Source organism: Sphingomonas plantiphila (assembly GCF_046000505.1).
Lineage (GTDB): Bacteria > Pseudomonadota > Alphaproteobacteria > Sphingomonadales > Sphingomonadaceae > Sphingomonas > Sphingomonas plantiphila.
Map to the genome: position 1 here is coordinate 773,662 of NZ_JBELQC010000001.1, position 18,054 is coordinate 791,715.

The 18,054-nt window shown below is 64.7% G+C and carries 17 protein-coding genes; 6 read left to right on the top strand and 11 right to left on the bottom strand.

The window, feature by feature from the left end; genetic code table 11:
- Positions 1-250: 250 nt before the first annotated feature.
- From ABS767_RS03635 to sucC, 5 genes are all read right to left on the bottom strand, one after another.
- Positions 251-988 (bottom strand): hypothetical protein, encoded by a 738-nt coding sequence (locus ABS767_RS03635; RefSeq protein ID WP_408077002.1) that lies wholly within the window; start codon positions 986-988, stop codon positions 251-253.
- A 95-nt stretch (positions 989-1,083) separates the two neighbouring features.
- Positions 1,084-1,206 carry a DUF6471 domain-containing protein gene (locus ABS767_RS03640; RefSeq protein WP_408077003.1) on the bottom strand — a complete coding sequence of 41 codons (123 nt, stop codon included), beginning with the start codon at positions 1,204-1,206 and terminating at the stop codon, positions 1,084-1,086.
- A 349-nt stretch (positions 1,207-1,555) separates the two neighbouring features.
- Entirely contained in the window at positions 1,556-2,482 is a 927-nt protein-coding gene (locus ABS767_RS03645; RefSeq protein WP_408077004.1) for an electron transfer flavoprotein subunit alpha/FixB family protein, read from the bottom strand.
- Positions 2,479-3,228 carry an electron transfer flavoprotein subunit beta/FixA family protein gene (locus ABS767_RS03650; protein ID WP_408077005.1) on the bottom strand — a complete coding sequence of 250 codons (750 nt, stop codon included), beginning with the start codon at positions 3,226-3,228 and terminating at the stop codon, positions 2,479-2,481. The genes ABS767_RS03645 and ABS767_RS03650 overlap by 4 nt, the downstream gene beginning before the upstream one ends.
- 188 nt (positions 3,229-3,416) lie before the next feature.
- A complete protein-coding gene (gene sucC, locus ABS767_RS03655) occupies positions 3,417-4,616 on the bottom strand; it encodes an ADP-forming succinate--CoA ligase subunit beta (RefSeq protein ID WP_408077006.1) in 1,200 nt (399 codons plus the stop codon).
- Between the two features lie 195 nt (positions 4,617-4,811).
- On the opposite strand from sucC, the gene ABS767_RS03660 reads away from it, so the two are divergent.
- Entirely contained in the window at positions 4,812-5,315 is a 504-nt protein-coding gene (locus ABS767_RS03660) for a sterol desaturase family protein (protein WP_408077007.1), read from the top strand.
- A complete protein-coding gene (locus ABS767_RS03665) occupies positions 5,312-6,058 on the top strand; it encodes a sulfite exporter TauE/SafE family protein (protein WP_408078642.1) in 747 nt (248 codons plus the stop codon). The genes ABS767_RS03660 and ABS767_RS03665 overlap by 4 nt, the downstream gene beginning before the upstream one ends.
- 59 nt (positions 6,059-6,117) lie before the next feature.
- Here the strand turns inward: ABS767_RS03665 and ABS767_RS03670 are convergent, their stop codons facing one another.
- Positions 6,118-7,053 carry a ribose-phosphate pyrophosphokinase gene (locus ABS767_RS03670; protein WP_408077008.1) on the bottom strand — a complete coding sequence of 312 codons (936 nt, stop codon included), beginning with the start codon at positions 7,051-7,053 and terminating at the stop codon, positions 6,118-6,120.
- Positions 7,054-7,296: 243 nt separating this feature from the next.
- Between ABS767_RS03670 and ABS767_RS03675 the strand changes: the two genes are divergently transcribed.
- From ABS767_RS03675 to ABS767_RS03685, 3 genes are read left to right on the top strand one after another with little or no spacing between them, the layout of a single operon-like run.
- Positions 7,297-8,580: a 3-methyl-2-oxobutanoate dehydrogenase (2-methylpropanoyl-transferring) subunit alpha gene (locus tag ABS767_RS03675; protein WP_408077009.1), complete on the top strand. Its 1,284-nt coding sequence runs from the start codon at positions 7,297-7,299 to the stop codon at positions 8,578-8,580.
- 50 nt (positions 8,581-8,630) lie between these two features.
- Positions 8,631-9,635 (top strand): alpha-ketoacid dehydrogenase subunit beta, encoded by a 1,005-nt coding sequence (locus ABS767_RS03680; protein WP_408078643.1) that lies wholly within the window; start codon positions 8,631-8,633, stop codon positions 9,633-9,635.
- 5 nt (positions 9,636-9,640) lie between these two features.
- On the top strand, positions 9,641-10,969 hold the full coding sequence (locus ABS767_RS03685) for a dihydrolipoamide acetyltransferase family protein (protein ID WP_408077010.1): 1,329 nt from the start codon (positions 9,641-9,643) through the stop codon (positions 10,967-10,969).
- Between the two features lie 35 nt (positions 10,970-11,004).
- Here ABS767_RS03685 and ABS767_RS03690 read toward each other — a convergent pair whose 3' ends face one another.
- Together ABS767_RS03690 and ABS767_RS03695 are read right to left on the bottom strand one after the other, a co-directional pair.
- Positions 11,005-12,285: a spinster family MFS transporter gene (locus ABS767_RS03690; protein WP_408077011.1), complete on the bottom strand. Its 1,281-nt coding sequence runs from the start codon at positions 12,283-12,285 to the stop codon at positions 11,005-11,007.
- A gap of 87 nt (positions 12,286-12,372) precedes the next feature.
- Entirely contained in the window at positions 12,373-14,598 is a 2,226-nt protein-coding gene (locus tag ABS767_RS03695) for a TonB-dependent receptor (protein ID WP_408077012.1), read from the bottom strand.
- 105 nt (positions 14,599-14,703) lie between these two features.
- On the opposite strand from ABS767_RS03695, the gene ABS767_RS03700 reads away from it, so the two are divergent.
- The gene (locus ABS767_RS03700; RefSeq protein WP_408077013.1) at positions 14,704-15,360 is read left to right on the top strand and encodes a TetR/AcrR family transcriptional regulator; all 657 of its coding nucleotides are present in this window, start codon (positions 14,704-14,706) and stop codon (positions 15,358-15,360) included.
- 3 nt (positions 15,361-15,363) lie between these two features.
- Here the strand turns inward: ABS767_RS03700 and aguB are convergent, their stop codons facing one another.
- The 3 genes from aguB to ABS767_RS03715 all read right to left on the bottom strand — a co-directional run bounded on the left by aguB (position 15,364) and on the right by ABS767_RS03715 (position 18,051).
- Positions 15,364-16,218, bottom strand: coding sequence for an N-carbamoylputrescine amidase (aguB, locus tag ABS767_RS03705; protein ID WP_408077014.1), 855 nt, complete (start codon positions 16,216-16,218; stop codon positions 15,364-15,366).
- A 62-nt stretch (positions 16,219-16,280) separates the two neighbouring features.
- The gene (locus ABS767_RS03710; RefSeq protein ID WP_408077015.1) at positions 16,281-16,634 is read right to left on the bottom strand and encodes an Imm8 family immunity protein; all 354 of its coding nucleotides are present in this window, start codon (positions 16,632-16,634) and stop codon (positions 16,281-16,283) included.
- Positions 16,635-17,082: 448 nt separating this feature from the next.
- A complete protein-coding gene (locus ABS767_RS03715) occupies positions 17,083-18,051 on the bottom strand; it encodes an agmatine deiminase family protein (RefSeq protein ID WP_408077016.1) in 969 nt (322 codons plus the stop codon).
- Positions 18,052-18,054 lie beyond the last annotated feature (3 nt).

Below are 18,054 nucleotides of genomic sequence, written 5' to 3' on the forward strand. Positions count from 1 at the left end.
TTCTTACCTGGCTTGATCGAGAGAAAGAGCATTTAGACGACCCGAACCCATGTGGAACGGATCGTCCAGGGAGCCCCGCCGCGAAAGCGACGGGGCTTACTTGTTTCTGGTGCTGGCGCTGTGCGAGACAATCCTTCCCCCGCAAGGGCGACGCCCTACGCGAGCGGCATTATGTAGCAAATGCCCCAAGGTGGTTATCGGGGGCATCTGGGTCGTGACGTCCGCGTTTGGGAAGCGCGGCATGAGCGTCCTAGCTGCTTTTGGGCAAGCGCCGGCATGGGTATTCTTCAAGACTGATATTTTCATACCCGCCATAGTCGGTTTCAGTGGGCAAGCCATCCATTCGTCTACAGAAGAACGTCTTGAAGCGCGAGCCGTGGGCAGCCGCATAATCGACATAGCCAATGATATAGACGGGGTACTTGCTGCGTTTACGGACTTTGAAGGCTGGGAGATTGAGCGGGCTGCCAGGAACGCAGATGTCATTCGAAATGAGCTTAGAGAGGCGGTGTGTCGCATACATTGGCTCTTCCCTGAGGGCGTAGTAGACCTCAAAATCTGTAGCGTTGGTCCTTCCGATGTTCACAACCCGAATGGTGATCATAGCCCCATCTTTAGTTTGAAGAGGGGGTGGCTCCGATTGCACCGTACTAATCCGTATGATCGCGCGATCTGCCCTAATAAGCGCCTGCCGCGCCGTTTCGGCATCGCGTTCTGCGCGGGAAGCGACGGCTCTGGCTATCCGGTTCGCTTCATGGGCTCCGTCCGACGCGCTCTTAGCGAACATGGCAGCGGCAACGGCAGCAACGAGAGTGAGGCCGCCAATAATGGTACCCGCCACGATCCAGGGGTACATGCGCCTAGCCCAGTCAGCGGACTCTTTAGCGGCATCGGCGGCCTTCCACTGAGCGCAAAGATCGGAGCTACGATCATCCTTACCTCGCTGGCAACCACGGTCGGCTTCTTTGGCTTTGTTCGCCTCATCCAATGCCGACGCAATGTTGTGTAGGGAATCCGCTACATTGGCCTGAGTATCGGCCTTGTGTGTGGCAGCCCCCTGTTGCTGTAACGGTGAGCCCGATACTAACAGGCACCCGAAAGCCGCAATGAGGATGCACCGATAACCTCTAAGCATTGTAATAAAAATACCGCTTTGAATTTGCCCAGGTTGATCTTGTTCCTGATATTCGAATCAGAGTCCATCACGCCTATCTCCGCAGCTTTTCGCTGGTTGGGCGCAGGTGACCTTTGCGCGCTTGCTCCGCCTTAAGCGGCTCACCGCTGCCCTCCCCCTCTGTCATGCTGCGAAATGCCACCTCCCCCTGGCGGGGGAGGATTTTGGCTGTCGTCCCTGCCCCCTTCGTCGCCCCGGCCCTGTGCCGGGGTCCACCGGGAGACAGCGCGCAGCGTGAGGCTCTGGCGTCGGAGGCGAGGCTGAGTAGACCCCGGAACAAGTCCGGGGTGACGAATGGCATGGGGCGAGCGGCTTCCCGACACACAAAAGGCGCCGCCGACCCCATGGCCAGCGGCGCCTTCTTTACCTCACCCGATCGGCTTACAGCTTCTCGGTCAACTCCGGCACGACCTTGAACAGGTCGCCGACCAGGCCGATGTCCGCGACCTGGAAGATCGGGGCGTCTTCGTCCTTGTTGATCGCGATGATCGTCTTTGAGTCCTTCATGCCGGCGAGATGCTGGATCGCGCCCGAGATGCCGACCGCGATATAGACTTCGGGGGCGACGATCTTGCCGGTCTGGCCGACCTGATAGTCGTTGGGAACATAGCCCGCGTCGACCGCGGCGCGCGACGCGCCGACGGCAGCGCCGAGCTTGTCCGCCAAGGGCTCGATGATGCTGTGAAAATTCTCACCGCTTTGCAGCGCGCGGCCGCCCGAGACGATCACCTTGGCGCTGGTGAGTTCGGGACGCTCGCTCTTCGCGATCTCCGCGCCGACGAAGCTCGACAGGCCCTTGTCGCCTGTACCCGAGATGCTTTCGATGCTGGCGCTGCCCCCTTCGGTCGCGGCCTTCTCGAAGGCCGTGCCGCGGATCGTCAGCACCTTCTTCGCGTCCGACGAGGTGACGGTGGCGATGGCATTGCCCGCATAGATCGGGCGGGTGAACTGGTCGCCCTCGATCGACAGAACCTCGCTCAGCTGCATTACGTCGAGCAGGGCGGCGACGCGCGGTGCGATGTTCTTGCCGGTGGTGGTGGCGGGCGCGACGAAGGCGTCGTAGCCCGACATCAGGTCGGCGATCAGCGGCGCGACATTCTCCGCGAGCGCATGGCCATAGGCGGCGTCGTCGGCGAGAAGCACCTTGGAAACGCCGGCGATTTTCGCGGCGGCATCGGCGGCGCCCTGCGCGCCCTGTCCCGCTACCAGCGCGACGACATCGCCCAGCTTGCCCGCGGCGGTGACGGCGGCAAGCGTTGCGTCCTTCACCGACGCATTGTCGTGTTCGACCCAGACCAGCACGCTCATTTCGCAACTCCCATCGCCTTGAGCTTCGTTACCAGCTCGTCCACATCCGCGACCTTCACGCCCGCGGTGCGCTTGGCCGGTTCCTCGACCTTCACCACGGTCAGGCGCGGCGTCACGTCGACGCCGTAATCGGCCGGGGTCTTGGCAGCGAGCGGCTTGCTCTTCGCCTTCATGATGTTGGGCAGCGAGGCGTAGCGCGGCTCGTTGAGGCGAAGGTCGGTGGTGACGATCGCCGGCATGTTGAGCTTCACCGTCTCGAGGCCGCCATCGACCTCGCGGGTGACGTCGACGCTGTCGCCCGACACCTCGACCTTGCTGGCGAAGGTCCCCTGGCCCCAGCCGAGCAGCGCGCCGAGCATCTGCCCGGTCTGGTTGTTGTCATCGTCGATCGCCTGCTTGCCGAGGATGATCAGGCCGGGCTGCTCCTCTTCGGCGACCTTGGCGAGCAGTTTCGCGACGCCGAGCGGCTCGACGCGCTCTTCGGCGGTGATCAGGATCGCGCGGTCGGCACCCATCGCCAGCGCGGTACGCAGCGTTTCCTGCGCCTTCTGCTCGCCGATCGACACGACGACGATCTCGGTCGCCACGCCCTTTTCCTTGAGGCGGATGGCCTCTTCGACCGCGATCTCGTCGAACGGGTTCATGCTCATCTTGACGTTGGCGAGATCCACGCCCGTCCCGTCCGCTTTCACGCGGGGCTTTACGTTGTAGTCAAGCACACGCTTGACCGGCACCAGCACTTTCATTGCGTCCTCCGCTCCAATCGCGTCGTTTTAAAGGTTCGAGTCTGTCGTCCCCTAGAAGGGTTTGAGCCATTTTCGCAAGTCCGGTATGGAATCGAATGATTGCCGTAGCGTCATTGCGCAAACGAAAAGGGGGTCCGGTACGCGAACCGCACCGGACCCCCCTTCAATGGGCGTTCAAGCCGCCGCGATCAAGCAGCCGCCTTGACCTCGGCCACGATCTTCTTCGCCGCGTCACCCAGATCGTTCGCCGGAACGATGGCGAGGCTGGAATTGGCGAGGATCGCCTTGCCTTCCTCGACATTGGTCCCTTCCAGGCGAACGACCAGCGGGACCGACAGGTTCACTTCCTTCGCGGCGGCGACGATGCCCTCGGCGATGATGTCGCACTTCATGATCCCGCCGAAGATGTTGACGAGGATGCCCTTCACTGCGGGATCGGCGAGGATGATCTTGAACGCCGCGGTGACCTTTTCCTTGTTTGCGCCGCCGCCGACGTCGAGGAAGTTGGCCGGGAACATGCCGTTGAGCTTGATGATGTCCATCGTCGCCATGGCGAGGCCGGCGCCGTTGACCATGCAGCCGATGTCGCCGTCGAGCTTGATATAGGCGAGATCGTATTTCGACGCCTCGAGCTCCATCGGATCCTCTTCGGTGGTGTCGCGCAGCTCCATCAGGTCCTTGTGACGGAACATGGCGTTGCCGTCGAAGCCGACCTTCGCGTCGAGGACGAGGAGGTTGCCCTGCTCGGTCAGCGCGAGCGGGTTGACCTCGATCTGCTCGGCATCGGTGGCGAGGAAGGCGGCGTAGAGCGAGGACGCGACCTTGGCCGCCTGCTTCGCCTGATCGCCGGTCAGGCCGAGCGCGGCAGCGACCGCGCGGCCGTGATGCGCCATGAAGCCGGTCGCGGGATCGACCGAGAAGCTGTGGATCTTCTCAGGGGTCGAATGCGCGACTTCCTCGATGTCCATGCCGCCTTCGGTCGAGACGACGAAGGCGATGCGGCTGGTGGCGCGATCGACCAGCAGCGCGAGGTAGAATTCCTTGGCGATGTCGGCGCCGTCGGTGACGTAGAGACGATTGACCTGCTTGCCCGCGTCGCCGGTCTGGATCGTCACCAGCGTGTTGCCGAGCATGTCCTTTGCATGCGACTCGACCTCGTCGAGGCTGAAGGCGAGGCGAACGCCGCCCTTGGCTTCGGGGCTCAGTTCCTTGAACTTGCCCTTGCCGCGGCCGCCGGCATGGATCTGCGACTTCACGACATAGAGCGGCCCAGGAAGCTTCTTGGCGGCTTCGACCGCTTCCTCGACAGTGAAGGCGGCGTGGCCGGCAGCGATCGGCGCGCCGTATTTCGCCAGGAGTTCCTTGGCCTGATATTCGTGGATGTTCATGGACTCGCCCTTTGCGTTGCAGCAAAATTCGCGCCGCTTAAGCACAGGGGCGCGGCGGAATCAAATATTCTCGGATTGGTATTGCGACGCGGTTGCAATAGCCGACACCGAGACACGATGTGGTGACGTTCGTTCTAGACTATTTGCCTAATCACGCGTCTCGCATCGGGTCGCGACCATCGCTATATCGCGCGCATGAGCCCCGCACTCGGCATCGCGCTGTTCCTGTTGACCGTCGCCCTGATGGAGGGATTCGCCTATGTTGCGCATCGCTGGATCATGCACGGGCCGGGCTGGTTCCTGCACAAGAGCCACCACGCGCCGCGGACCGGCAACTGGGAGCTCAATGACCTCTATGCGGTGATCTTTGCCGTGCCGTCCTTCGTGCTTTTGCTCGGCGGAGTGCATCTTGGCTGGTGGCCGGGCTATGCCTGGATCGGCGCAGGAATCGCGGCCTATGGTGCGATCTATTTCGGGTTCCACGACGTGATCGTGCACAAGCGGCTCAACACGCGCTACATCCCCAAGTCCAATTACATGAAACGGATCATCCAGGCGCACCGGTTGCACCATGTGGTGGAGACCAAGCATGGCACGGTGAGCTTCGGCTTCCTCTACGCGCCCCCGCCCGAAGCACTGAAAGCGCAGCTCAAGGCGCGCGGCAATGCCGGGGTGCGCGAGCCGGTCGGCCGGTTCTGATCGCCGATCCGCTCTTTTACGCGCTGGCAGTTCCGGCGGTCGCCTTGCTCGGCCTGGGCAAGGGCGGCTTCGCCGGGGCCGGCTCGCTGTCGTTGCCGATGGTCGCCTTTGCGACCGACCCGGTTCAGGCCGCCGCGATCCTGTTGCCGATCCTCATCGTGCAGGATGCGGTCAGCGTGTGGGCGTTTCGCCGCAGCATCGACTGGTATGTGATGGGATGGACGCTGGCGGGCGCGGTCATCGGCATCGCGATCGGCTATGTCTTCGCGGCGAGCGTGTCGGCGGACATGGTGCTGGCGATGGTCGGCGCGATCTCGATCCTGTTCGGTGCCTATCAGCTGCGCCGCAACCGGATGGGCGCGACGACCGCGTCCGATTCGCCCGGCTGGGTGGGATCGCTGTTCGGCGTGGCGTCGGGGTTCACCAGCCAGATCGCGCATGCCGGGGCGCCGCCGTGGCAGCTATGGGTCATGCCGCGCCAGCTGGCGCCCGCCTATCTGGTCGGGACGACCGCCTTCTATTTCGCGGCGGTGAACTGGATCAAGGTGCCCGCCTACCTGGCGCTGGGCCAGTTCACGCGGGCGAATCTGACGACCGCGGCGGCCTTGATGCCGGTGGCGATCGCTTCCACCTTCGCCGGGGTGTGGCTGGTGCGGCGGGTTTCGCCCGAGCGATTCTATACCGCGATCTACTGGCTGATGATCGCCGTCGGCGTCGTGTTGGTGGCGAAGGCGATCGCCTGATAGCCACACTGACTGGCTTTGGCATCGTGCCCCCCGTCAAGCCCGGGACGACAACCCCCTCAGTCGAACAGCGACGAAACCGAGCTCTCGTCCGCGATGCGGCGGATCGCTTCGGCGATGAGCGGTGCGATGGTGAGGTGGCGGACGCGCTGCGACTGGCCGACCACGGCGTGGTTGCCGATCGAATCGGTAATTACCAGCTCACGCAACGCCGACCCGTCGACGCGCGCGACCGCGCCGCCAGACAGCACGCCATGGGTACAATAGGCGACGACATCCTCGGCGCCCGCTTCCTTGAGCGCGGCGGCGGCGTTGCACAGCGTACCGGCCGAATCGACGATATCGTCGATCAGCACGCAGAAGCGGCCCTCGACATCGCCGATGATGTTCATCACCTCCGACTCGCCGGCCTTTTCACGCCGCTTGTCGACGATCGCGAGCGGAGCGTTTTCCAGGCGCTTGGCGAGCGCACGGGCGCGCACCACGCCGCCGACGTCGGGCGAGACGACCATGAGATTCTTGTCGGAAAAGCGCGCCTTGATATCCTCGCTCATCACCGGCGCGGCGAAGAGGTTGTCGGTCGGGATGTCGAAAAAGCCCTGGATCTGCCCGGCATGGAGATCGACCGAGAGGACGCGATTGGCGCCCGCCGTGGTGATCAGGTTGGCGACCAGCTTGGCCGAGATTGGGGTGCGCGGGCCGGGTTTGCGGTCCTGGCGGGCATAGCCGAAATAGGGAAGCACAGCGGTGATCCGCTTGGCCGATGCGCGGCGCAGCGCATCGATCATGATCAGCAATTCCATGAGGTTGTCGTTCGCCGGATACGCCGTCGACTGGAGTACGAACACGTCCTCGCCGCGGACATTTTCGAGAATCTCGACGAAGATTTCCTCGTCGGCGAAGCGCCGAACATTCGCCTGCGTCAGCGGAATCTCCAGATAGGACGCGATCGCCTGAGCGAGCGGCAGGTTCGAATTGCCGGCCATCAGTTTCATACGCGCGTCGCTCCCGCCCAGTGTCATGGAATTGTCTCCCCTTAGGAGCGTGGATCGCTCGCGAAAAGGGGGCGTTTAGAGTAGCGTGCGTGCGTGACGGCGTCCCATGCAGGCACAGGCGAGTCAGGACAGCATTGCTGTCCCATCTCGACAGATGCGTTGAAACAATATAATCGGGCGCTGAAATAGAATGTCCGAGCGCGACAGGCGACCCGGACGGGCCCTTTAGCTGCTGGAGAGTGCATGGCGGACGTCCCGCGCAACCTGCCCCCGCTGAGCCTGCATGTGCCGGAGCCGCGCTTCCGTCCGGGCGATGCGGTCGATTTCGCGACGGTGGAGGTGCCGCCCGCCGGTGCCCAGCCCCGCCCTGATACCGCCGCCGATCCGGCGAGCTTCCATGATCTTGCCTATACGCTGGTCCGCGTGCTCGACGATGACGGCCAGGCGGTCGGCCCGTGGAACCCGCGACTCGATCCCGACACGTTGCGCGCGATGCTGCGCGACATGGCGCTGGTCCGCGCGTTCGACGAGCGCATGTTCCGCGCGCAGCGGCAGGGCAAGACCAGCTTCTACATGAAGTGCACCGGCGAGGAGGCGGTGTCGATCGCCGCCACGCACGCGCTGGCCAGCGACGATATGTGCTTCCCCAGCTACCGCCAGCAGGGCATCCTGATCGCGCGCGACTACAGCCTGGTTCAGATGATGAACCAGATCTACTCGAACAGTGGCGACAATCTGCAGGGCAAGCAGCTGCCGATCATGTATTCGTCGAAGGAGGACGGGTTCTTCTCGATCTCCGGCAACCTCGCCACGCAATATCCGCAGGCCGTCGGCTGGGCGATGGCGAGTGCGGCCAAGGGCGATACGCGGATCGCCGCGGTGTGGTGCGGCGAAGGCTCGACGGCGGAGGGAGACTTCCACTCGGCGATGACCTTCGCGACCGTGTACAAGGCGCCGGTCATCCTCAACGTCGTCAACAACCAATGGGCGATTTCGAGCTTTTCGGGCTTTGCCGGGGCCGAGGCGACCACCTTTGCCGCGCGCGCGATCGGATACGGCATGGCCGGCCTGCGCATCGACGGCAACGACGCGCTGGCGGTCTATGCCGCGACGCAATGGGCGGCGGAGCGCGCGCGGACCAACCAGGGCCCGACGCTGATCGAGCATTTTACCTATCGCGCCGAGGGCCATTCGACTTCCGACGATCCGACGCAATATCGCAGCGCGGGCGAGCCGGGCGCATGGCCGCTGGGCGATCCGGTCGCGCGGCTGAAGGCGCACCTGATCGCGATCGGCGAATGGGACGAGGAACGCCACGCGGCGCAGGATCGCGAGGTCGCCGAGCGGGTCAAGGTTGCGCAAAAGGAAGCCGAGAAAAACGGCATCCTCGGCCATGGCCTGCACCAGCCGCTCGATACGCTGTTCGACGGAGTGTTCGAGGAGATGCCCTGGCATCTGCGCGAACAGCGCCAGCAGATGCTGGATGAGGAAGAGGCCAGCGGGCGCCCGTGGGCGAGAAAGGCGTGACCGACGTGATCGAAACCTCCGCTACCGACGAAGCGGGCGAAACCGTCCGCATGAACATGATCCAGGCGATCAACTCCGCCATGGCGGTGATGATGGAGCGCGATCCCGATGTGATCGTGATGGGCGAGGATGTCGGCTATTTCGGCGGCGTGTTCCGCGCGACCGCGGGCCTGCAGGAGAAATTCGGCAAAACCCGCGTGTTCGACACGCCGATCACCGAATGCGGCATCGTCGGCGTGGCGATCGGCATGGGCGCCTATGGCCTGCGCCCGGTGCCCGAGATTCAATTCGCCGACTATATCTATCCTGCGCTCGACCAGTTGGTGAGCGAGGCGGCGCGGCTGCGCTATCGTTCGGCCGGGCAGTTCACCGCGCCGCTGACAGTGCGATCGCCGTTCGGCGGCGGCATTTTCGGCGGGCAGACGCACAGCCAGTCGCCCGAGGGCATCTTTACCCATGTGTCGGGCGTGAAGACGGTGATCCCATCAACGCCGTACGACGCCAAAGGACTGCTGATCGCGTCGATCGAGGACAATGACCCGGTCATCTTCTTCGAGCCCAAGCGCATCTATAACGGCCCGTTCAACGGCCATTGGGATCGCCCGGCGGAAAACTGGTCGAAGCATCCGGCAGGCGCGGTGCCGGAAGGCTATTATCGCATCGAGCTGGGCAAGGCGGCGATCGTGCGGCCGGGCGAGGCGCTGACGATCCTGGCCTATGGCACGATGGTGCATGTCGTGAAGGCGACGGTCGAGGATATGGGGATCGATGCCGAGATCATCGATCTGCGCACGCTGGTCCCGCTCGATATCGAGACGATCGAGGAATCGGTCAAGAAGACCGGCCGCTGCATGATCGTGCATGAGGCGACGCGGACCGGCGGGTTCGGCGCGGAACTGTCGGCGCTCGTGCAGGAGCGCTGCTTCTACCACCTCGAGGCGCCGATCGAGCGCGTCACCGGCTTCGACACGCCCTATCCGCACAGCCTGGAATGGGCTTATTTCCCCGGGCCGGTCCGTATCGGACAGGCGCTCAAGAAACTCCTGAAGGACTGATCCGCATGGCTCGTTTCACCTTTCGTCTTCCGGACATTGGCGAAGGCATTGCCGAAGCCGAGATCGTCGCCTGGCACGTCAAGGTCGGTGACCGGATCGAGGAGGACCAGCAGGTCGCCGACATGATGACCGACAAGGCAACCGTCGAGATGGAATCGCCGGTGTCGGGCGTGGTGGTCGAACTGGCCGGCGAAGTCGGCGATCAGGTCGCGATCGGCGCGTCGCTGATGGTCGTGGAGACCGAGGATGCGGTGGCCGAGGAAGCCCCGGCGGCGGAGGAGGCTACGGCCGAAGCCGCGCCGGTTGCCGAGGAGGCCGAGGAACAGATCGAGGCGGAAACGCCGGGCGCTCCGGAGGTGGTGGCTGAAAAGCCCTCTCTTCAGGGGAGAGGGTTGGGAGAGGGGGACTCTCCTCAAGCACCAGCTCCTGTGGATATGCCCCTCTCCCCGACCCTCTCCCCTGAAGGGGAGAGGGAGAAGATTCTCGCCTCCCCGGCGGTGCGTGCGCGCGCCAAGGATCTCGGCGTCGACCTAGCCGAGGTGAAGCATGACGGGCAGCATGTCCGCCATGCCGATCTCGACGCGTATCTGCGCTATGGCAGCGCTCAGGGCTATCACGCCCCGCATGCGAGCCGCGCGCGGGAGGACGAGGCGGTCAAGGTCATCGGCATGCGCCGTCGCATCGCCGAGAATATGGCCGCGGCTAAGCGCGCGATCCCGCACTTCACCTATGTCGACGAGATCGACGTCACCGCGCTGGAGGCGATGCGCGCCGACCTCAACGCGAATCGCGGATCGCGGCCCAAGCTGACGATGCTGCCGTTCCTGATCGTCGCGATCTGCCGCACCCTGCCCGACTTCCCGATGCTCAACGCGCGCTATGACGATGAGGGCGGCGTGGTGACGCGGCATGGGCGCGTGCATATGGGCATGGCGACACAGACCGATGCGGGGCTGACCGTCCCCGTCATCCGCGACGCACAGGACATGAATGTGTGGCAGCTGGCGAGCGAGATCGGCCGCCTGGCCGAGGCCGCGCGGACCGGCAAGATCAAGTCCGAAGAGCTGCAGGGCGGGACGATCACGATCACCTCGCTCGGCCCGCTCGGCGGCATCGCGACGACGCCGGTGATCAACCGGCCCGAGGTAGCGATCATCGGCCCGAACAAGATCGTCGAGCGCCCCGTGTTCGTCGGCGATGACATCGTGCGCGCGAAGCTGATGAACCTGTCGATCAGTTGCGACCACCGCGTCGTCGATGGCTGGGACGCGGCGAGCTATGTCCAGGCGCTGCGCAAACTGCTCGAAACGCCGGTGTTGCTGTTTGCGGACTGAGGCAGGCTAATCCTCCCCCGGAAGGGGGAGGATTTTTACTCCACCCAGTCCCGGCGCAGGGTGCGCACGGCGAAGAACATCAGCGTCGCCGCGATCAGGTAGAAGGACAGCGCCGCCACCGCCGCGTAGCGCAGCGCGTCGCTGCCATAGCTGGCGGTCATGGCGTCCGACATTGCGCCCATCACCCATGACCCCGCACCCAGCCCAATTAGATTGTTGATCAGCAAGAAGCTGGCGCTGGCGGTCGCACGCATCTGCGGCGGCACGAGGTTCTGGACCGCCGTGGTCACCGGGCCGAGCCACAGGATGTTGAGGCCGTTCGGGATCAGGAACAGGAACCACGACAACGTCGGATTGTCGGTGAGGAACCCGCCTGCGAACAGCGGCACGCAGATCAGCCAGGCAATCGCCGGAAGCTTGGCATACACGCCGCGATCGCCCCCACCGAGCCGGTCGGCGAGGAAGCCGCCCATGAATACGCCGAGCGTGCCGCCGATCAGCAGGATCGACCCGAAGAAATAGCTGGTCGTGGCAAGGTCGAACCCGAAGCTGCGCACGATGAAGGTCGGCGCCCAGAAGGCGAGGCCGTAACCGCACATCGAGCTGAACCCCGCGCCGATCGCCATCAGCCAGAAGCTGGGCTTTCTGGCGAGGATGCCGAACACCTGGCCTACCGGCGCGCGCGCCACGGCGCTCGCCGCGACCGGGCGCGGCGGTTCCTTCACGATCATGCGAAAGACGGGGGCGATCACCACCCCGGCCAGGCCGACGACGACGAACGCCATGCGCCAGTCGACGGTGGCCGCGATCCACGCGCCGAGCAGCGTGCCCGAGGCGAGGCCGATCGGGATGCCGAGCGAATAGATGGCAAGCGCGCGAGCGCGCTGATGCTGAGGGAAATAGTCGGCGATGATGGCGTAGGAGGGCGCGACCCCGCCCGCCTCGCCCACGCCGACGCCCAGGCGGTAGAGGAACAGCGTCCAGAAGCTGGTGGCCATTCCGCACAGCGCGGTGAAGCCGCTCCACACGGTGAGCGAGATGGTGACGACCCAGGTCCGGCTGGTGCGATCGGCGAGCAACGCCAGCGGCACGCCGAGGATCGAATAGAGGAAGGCGAAGGCGATGCCGCCGAGCGCGCCGAGCTGGGTATCGCTGAGGTCGAGATCCGCCTTGATCGGCACCGCGAGGATGCCGAGGATCTGCCGGTCGAGAAAGTTGAAGGTATAGACGAGCAACAGCATCGCCAGCACCGCGGCGCGATAGCCGGGCGTACCGTGGCCCTGTGCGGCCGATGCCGCCCCGTTGGTGGCGCTCATCCGTACCCCCTCCTCAAAAACTGGGCCGGACGCCCATCGCTAGACGCCCGGCCCGATCAGTCTGGCAAACTCAAAGCACGAAAGCGATCAGAACTTGACCTCGAACGTGCCCGTGACGGTGCGCGGCGGGCCGTAATAGCCGATCACCGAATTGCCCGTCAGCGCACCCGGGAAGTTGTACCCGCCGACGCGGTAGCGCGCGTCGGTGAGGTTGCGCGCCGCAACACCGATGCGATAGCGGCCGCTGCCCGAGGTCCAGTTGAGCGATGCATCGACCAGCGCATAACCGTCCTGATCCAGCGCTGGCGTTGCAATCTCGAACATCTGCGTATCGCTGCGCAGCGACACGGCGGGCGTGAAGGCGAGCACGCCGCCCGCGACATCGTTCGACCAGGTGAAGGACGCGTTTGCCGTCCATTCGGGCGTATTCTGGAACGCGCGCTGGTCCGACACGTCGACCGGGGTGGTGCCCCCGCCGATAAAGGTCAGGAACTCCTTGTAGTCGGCATTGGTGTAGCCGACCACGACGCTCGCCTGGAAGTGGCGCGACGGGACCATCCGGGTTTCGAGCTCGAAGCCGTAGATCACGCCCTTGCCTGCATTGTCGACGAAGCTGGCGATGCCGCTGGGCAGCGAGGGCACCTGGATCGTGACCTGCTGGTCCTTATAGTCCGAATAGAAGCCCGCGAGGTTCACGAACAGCGTGCGGTCGAGGAACGCGCCCTTCATGCCGAGTTCGTAGCTGTCAATCGTCTCGGGCTCATAGCCGTTGACCGTCGTCGGCGTCAGGATCGCGTCGCCGCGCATGTCGAAGCCGCCCGATTTGAAGCCCTTGCCATAGCTTGCATAAATGTTGAGATCGGCATTGGGCTGATAGCTCAGGCTGACCCGCGGGGTCAGCTTCTCGAAGTCGCGGCTGTTGGTGTAGTCCGATCGGATCAGGCCGGGGACCGCGGTTGCATTGCCGAAATACGGGCTGCGAATGCCGGTATAATTGCGGCGGAAGACGCTGCCGGTCTTCTCGTCGCGGGTGTAGCGCAGGCCGGCCGAAACCTTGAACTGTTCGGTCAGGTCGAAGCTGAAGTCGCCGAACGCGGCATAGCTCTTGGTGAACACCTCACCCGCGGTCAGCGTGGTGGTATTGAGCAGGCCGACCACCGTGTCGAACGCGCCGCTGGCGCGGCCGTTGAGGTAGTACACGCCGAACACGCCCTGTACCCGGTCGCCTTCATACAGCAGCTGCAGTTCCTGGGTGAACTGGCGGTCCGAATAGGCGGCGGGGACGTCCAGCGTGGGCAGGACCGTGTTGTCGAAGTCGATCACCGTATCGGTGCTGCCGTCGCGCCACGCGGTGATCGTCTTGAACGTCAGCATGTCGGACAGGCCAATCTCGCCGGTGATCGACAGGCCGCGCGTCTCGACGCGATTGTCGTCGCCGATCCCTGCGCGCGTGTCATAGACGCTATTGGTCGGCGCATAGATCGGATCGGCGCCGTTGGGCAGCAGCCGGGTGCCGTGACGCGGGTTGGACCGGTCGAGCGTGCGGTCGCCGGCGACGCGGACGAAGATATTGTCGGTCGGCGTGAACTCTGCCGAAACGCGCGCGGCGAGCACGTCCTTGTTATAGTGCTCGGCGCCGGTGGTCAGGTTGGTGCCAAACCCGTCGCGCCAATATTGCGCGACCGCTGCGCCGACCGACAGGCTGTCGCCCAGCGGCACGACCACCTGCCCGACCAGATCGATCTGGTTGTACGACCCGTAGGAGCCGCGGAGCGACGCCTTGTAGTCGTTGCCCAGGCGACGGGTGACATATTTGACCGCGCCGCCGATGGTGTTGCGGCCATAAAGCGTACCCTGCGGCCCGCGCAGCACCTCGACCCGCTCGACGTCGAAAATGTCGAGCACCGCGCCCTGCGGACGCGCGACATAGACATCGTCGATATACAGCGCGACGCCGGGCTCGAAGCCCCACAGCGGGTCCTGCTGGCCGACGCCGCGGCTGAACGCGATCAGCGTCGAGTTGGAGCCGCGCGCGATCTGCAGCGTGAGGTTCGGGGTCTTGTCCTGCAGCGCGGTGATATCGGCCGCACCGCTCTTGACCAGCGAATCGCCGGTGACGACCGACATCGAGATCGGCACGTCGATCAGGCTTTCCTCGCGACGGCGGGCGGTGACGACGATCTCACCCTCCGTGCCGGTGTCGGCGGCGGTATCGGCAGCCATGTCCTGCGCGAACGCGGGCGTGGCGGCGAGCGCGCCCAGCGCGGCTCCGGTTGCGAGAATCGAGCGGACAGACGGAATCAGGTGGCGCATATTTCCTCCCCAAGTCAGCCGGGCATACCCCGGCTTGTAAGACGTTGCGGATGCCTATAGTGAAACCTGAACCGGGTTTCAACTTCCGGATGAGGGAGGGGATGAATGACGCAGGATCGTGGCTCTGGTGCCACACTGACCCCGGCCCTTCACTCGGGTGAGGGCGCCGCGAGCGAAGGCAAGGAACCGCGCACGGCGCGGGGTCGGCGAACGCTGCGCACAATTCTGGACGCGGCAGCCGCAGAGTTCGGCGAGAAGGGATTCCACGAAGGATCGGTGAGCGGGATCACCCGCCGCGCCGGCGTGGCGTTGGGCAGCTTCTACACCTATTTCGATTCGAAGGACGCGGTGTTCCGCGCGCTGGTTCGCGACATGAGCGAGCAGGTGCGCGAGCATGTCGCCCCGGCGATTCGCGCCGCCCCCGAGCAGATCGCGGCCGAGCGCGCGGGGCTGGAGCAGTTCATCGGCTTCGTGCGCAAGCACAAGGAAATCTACCGCATCATCGACGAGGCCGAGTTCGTCGATCCAGAGAGTTTCCGGCTCCACTATCAGACCACTGCGGAGCGCATCGAGAAACGGCTGAAGGCGGCCGCCGAGCGCGGCGAGGTGCGCGCCGACGTGTCCGATGTCCACGCCTGGGCGATCATGGGGATGAACGTCTTCCTCGGGCTGCGTTACGGCGTGTGGGAAGAGGATGCCGAGCCGGGCGCGGTGGCGGACACCGTTGCAGAGATGCTCGCACGCGGCTTGAGCATCAAGTAGCGGTCAGACGTCCTCGACCATCCGCTTGTACAGCTCCGGGCGGCGGTCACGGAAGAAACCCATGCCGGCGCGGTGCTTGCGCGCGCGGTCGAGGTCGAGCGTTGCGGTGAGGACGCCGGTTTCCTCCGCGCCGAACTCGGCGACGATGTCGCCCCACTCGTCGCAGATGAAGCTGTGGCCGTAGAAGCGCTGGTCGCCCTCGGTGCCGATGCGGTTCGACGCGATGACGGGGACGACGTTGGACACGGCATGGCCGATCATCGCACGCCGCCACATGCGGCTGGTGTCGAGATCGGCGTCGTACGGCTCCGATCCGATCGCGGTCGGGTAGAACAGCAACTGCGCGCCCATCAGCATCATCGTGCGCGCGGTTTCGGGATACCATTGGTCCCAGCAGATGCCGACGCCGAGCGCCGCGTCCTCCGCGGGGCCGTCCCACACCTTGAACCCCGTATTGCCGGGGCGGAAATAATATTTCTCTTCATAGCCGGGGCCGTCGGGAATGTGGCTCTTGCGATAGACCCCCGCGACCTTCCCGTCGGGTCCGATCATCGCGAGGCTGTTGTAGAAATGCGGCCCGTCCGCCTCGAAAAAGCTGGTCGGGACGTAGATCTGCAGCTCCGCTGCGAGGCTTTGCATCGCGGTGACGGCGGGATGGCTGGCGAGCGGCTTGGCCGTCGCGAACAGCGCCTCATCCTCGACCCGGCAGAAATATTCGCCTTCGAACAATTCGGGGGGGAGGACGACCTGGGCGCCCTTCCCTGCCGCCTCGCGCACGAGATCGGTGACGTTGGCGATGTTCTGCGCCGTGTCGGTGGTGAAGGCGAGCTGGAGCGCGGCGACGGTGATCTGGGTCATGCGGGGGTATTTAGGGGGTGTGGGGCGGGAGTGCACGGGGTTTGCTCACGCGGCGAGGCACATCAGCCCCGATAGTCCTCAAATTCCCATTGTGACCAACGCGCAAGCTTCTCCGCTATCGTCGGCCAGTCTGGACCTGTGGCGTGCGCGATCCGCTTTTGGACGTATCCTTCAATCTGCGCCGGCTTGAAATCACGTACGATGAGTAAAAATCGGCCGCCGACCACGGGGTGGTCATCCAGTTCCCGATCAAGCCAAGCAGGCGAACAGACGTCGAAGTCGAAACTCTCTTCGCCCTCTTCCCCAGCAACACCGATCATCGCCCTTAACGAGATTCGAAACGCTTCGGTCGAGGGATAAGCCGTCGTCAGGGGTTCGTGATAGACGGTGACTAGTGAACGAAGCTCAGCCTGCATTTCGCCCTTTTAGCAGCCTCGGACTCACTCCGTCATGCTGAACTTGTTTCAGCATGACGGTGGGTGCGGGGTGGCGGTTGGCCCCTCCCTCTTCGTCACCCCGGACTTGTTCCGGGGTCCACCGGGTGGCGGGCGCATCGGTATGACGGTGAGCGGTGCGCTGGCGGCGGGGTGGACCCCGGCACGGGGGCCGCGGTGACGGTTGTTGTTGGGGATACGCGCTTCTTAGGCCCCCCCTTTAGGGGTTGGGATGGGGCCTATCCTCTGGGCGTGCGGCCTCTGCGAGATTTAGGCGCCCCGCCCCCATCCCCTCCCCTGAAGGGGAGGGGCTAGGATTGCGACGCGGCGCTTGTCGCTTCGTCGGCCGGCAATTGTTTCTGTAAGTGAGAAGAAGAAGACCTTCCCCAACCCCTCCCGCAAGCGGGAGCGGCTTAAGAGGGCAGCTGCGTCACCTCGGAATCTGCTGCGAGATACAGTGGAAGCTGCCGCCGCCCGTCAGGATATGGTCCGCGCGCAGGCCCACCGCCGCACGCCCCGGGAAGAGCGCACCGATTGCCTCCACCGCCTTGCGGTCATTGGGCTGGCCATAGACCGGGACCACCACCGCGGCATTGCCGATGTAGAAGTTCATGTAGCTCGCGGGCACGACCTCATCGCCATGGATGACGCGGCCCGGGGACGGGATGCGGACAACCTCGACCCCCATCGCCTCGGCGCGGGTCTTGGCGTCGGCATAGACGAGCCAGTTGGGGTCGTTCTCCTCCGGCATCGGGATCACCAGCCGGTTCTCGCCGACGAAGCGGGCGAGGTTATCGACATGGCCGTCGGTGTGATCGTTGGCGAGTCCGTTCCCGAGCCACAACACACGGTCGAGCCCCAGATCCTCGCGCAGCCGCCGCTCCGCCTCCGCCTTGGTCAGGCCGGGATTGCGGTTGCGGTTGAGCAAGCACTGTTCGGTGGTAACGACCAGGCCGGTGCCGTCCCAGTCGATCGAACCTCCCTCCAGGATCCAGTCATGCTCGACCGTGTCCATCCGCTTCTTGGCGGCGAGGCGGCGGCCGATATCCTCGTCGCCGTCATATTCATACTTCCCGCCCCAACCGTTGAAGCCGAAGGCGTGGCCCACTCCCTTGTGGTCGACGATGACGCCGGTGTCGCGCAGCCAGATATCGCCGAACGGGGCGACCACCACCTTGGCGGTATCACCGACCAGCAACGATGCGGCCCCCGCCGCCTCGTCATCGGCGGCGACCAGCAGCACCTGCTCCCCCGCCCCGTCGGCATGGACCGCGCGGGCGAAGGCCGCCACCTCCGCTCGCGCGGCGCCGAGCGAGTCCCAGAGTTCGGGATGGCTGGGAAAGCCGATCCACACCGCCTTGTGCGGCGCCCATTCGGGGGGCAGATGCGGGGTCTTCACAGT

Bases quoted from the DNA above. Each gene is read 5' to 3' on its own strand.
- ABS767_RS03695 (WP_408077012.1), bottom strand. From the start codon at position 14,598: ATGCGCCACCTGATTCCGTCTGTCCGCTCGATTCTCGCAACCGGAGCC.
- ABS767_RS03680 (WP_408078643.1), top strand. From the start codon at position 8,631: ATGAACATGATCCAGGCGATCAACTCCGCCATGGCGGTGATGATGGAG.
- sucC (WP_408077006.1), bottom strand. From the start codon at position 4,616: ATGAACATCCACGAATATCAGGCCAAGGAACTCCTGGCGAAATACGGC.
- ABS767_RS03690 (WP_408077011.1), bottom strand. From the start codon at position 12,285: ATGAGCGCCACCAACGGGGCGGCATCGGCCGCACAGGGCCACGGTACG.
- ABS767_RS03710 (WP_408077015.1), bottom strand. From the start codon at position 16,634: ATGCAGGCTGAGCTTCGTTCACTAGTCACCGTCTATCACGAACCCCTG.
- ABS767_RS03650 (WP_408077005.1), bottom strand. From the start codon at position 3,228: ATGAAAGTGCTGGTGCCGGTCAAGCGTGTGCTTGACTACAACGTAAAG.
- ABS767_RS03660 (WP_408077007.1), top strand. From the start codon at position 4,812: ATGAGCCCCGCACTCGGCATCGCGCTGTTCCTGTTGACCGTCGCCCTG.
- aguB (WP_408077014.1), bottom strand. From the start codon at position 16,218: ATGACCCAGATCACCGTCGCCGCGCTCCAGCTCGCCTTCACCACCGAC.
- ABS767_RS03675 (WP_408077009.1), top strand. From the start codon at position 7,297: ATGGCGGACGTCCCGCGCAACCTGCCCCCGCTGAGCCTGCATGTGCCG.
- ABS767_RS03700 (WP_408077013.1), top strand. From the start codon at position 14,704: ATGACGCAGGATCGTGGCTCTGGTGCCACACTGACCCCGGCCCTTCAC.
- ABS767_RS03670 (WP_408077008.1), bottom strand. From the start codon at position 7,053: ATGAAACTGATGGCCGGCAATTCGAACCTGCCGCTCGCTCAGGCGATC.
- ABS767_RS03685 (WP_408077010.1), top strand. From the start codon at position 9,641: ATGGCTCGTTTCACCTTTCGTCTTCCGGACATTGGCGAAGGCATTGCC.
- ABS767_RS03645 (WP_408077004.1), bottom strand. From the start codon at position 2,482: ATGAGCGTGCTGGTCTGGGTCGAACACGACAATGCGTCGGTGAAGGAC.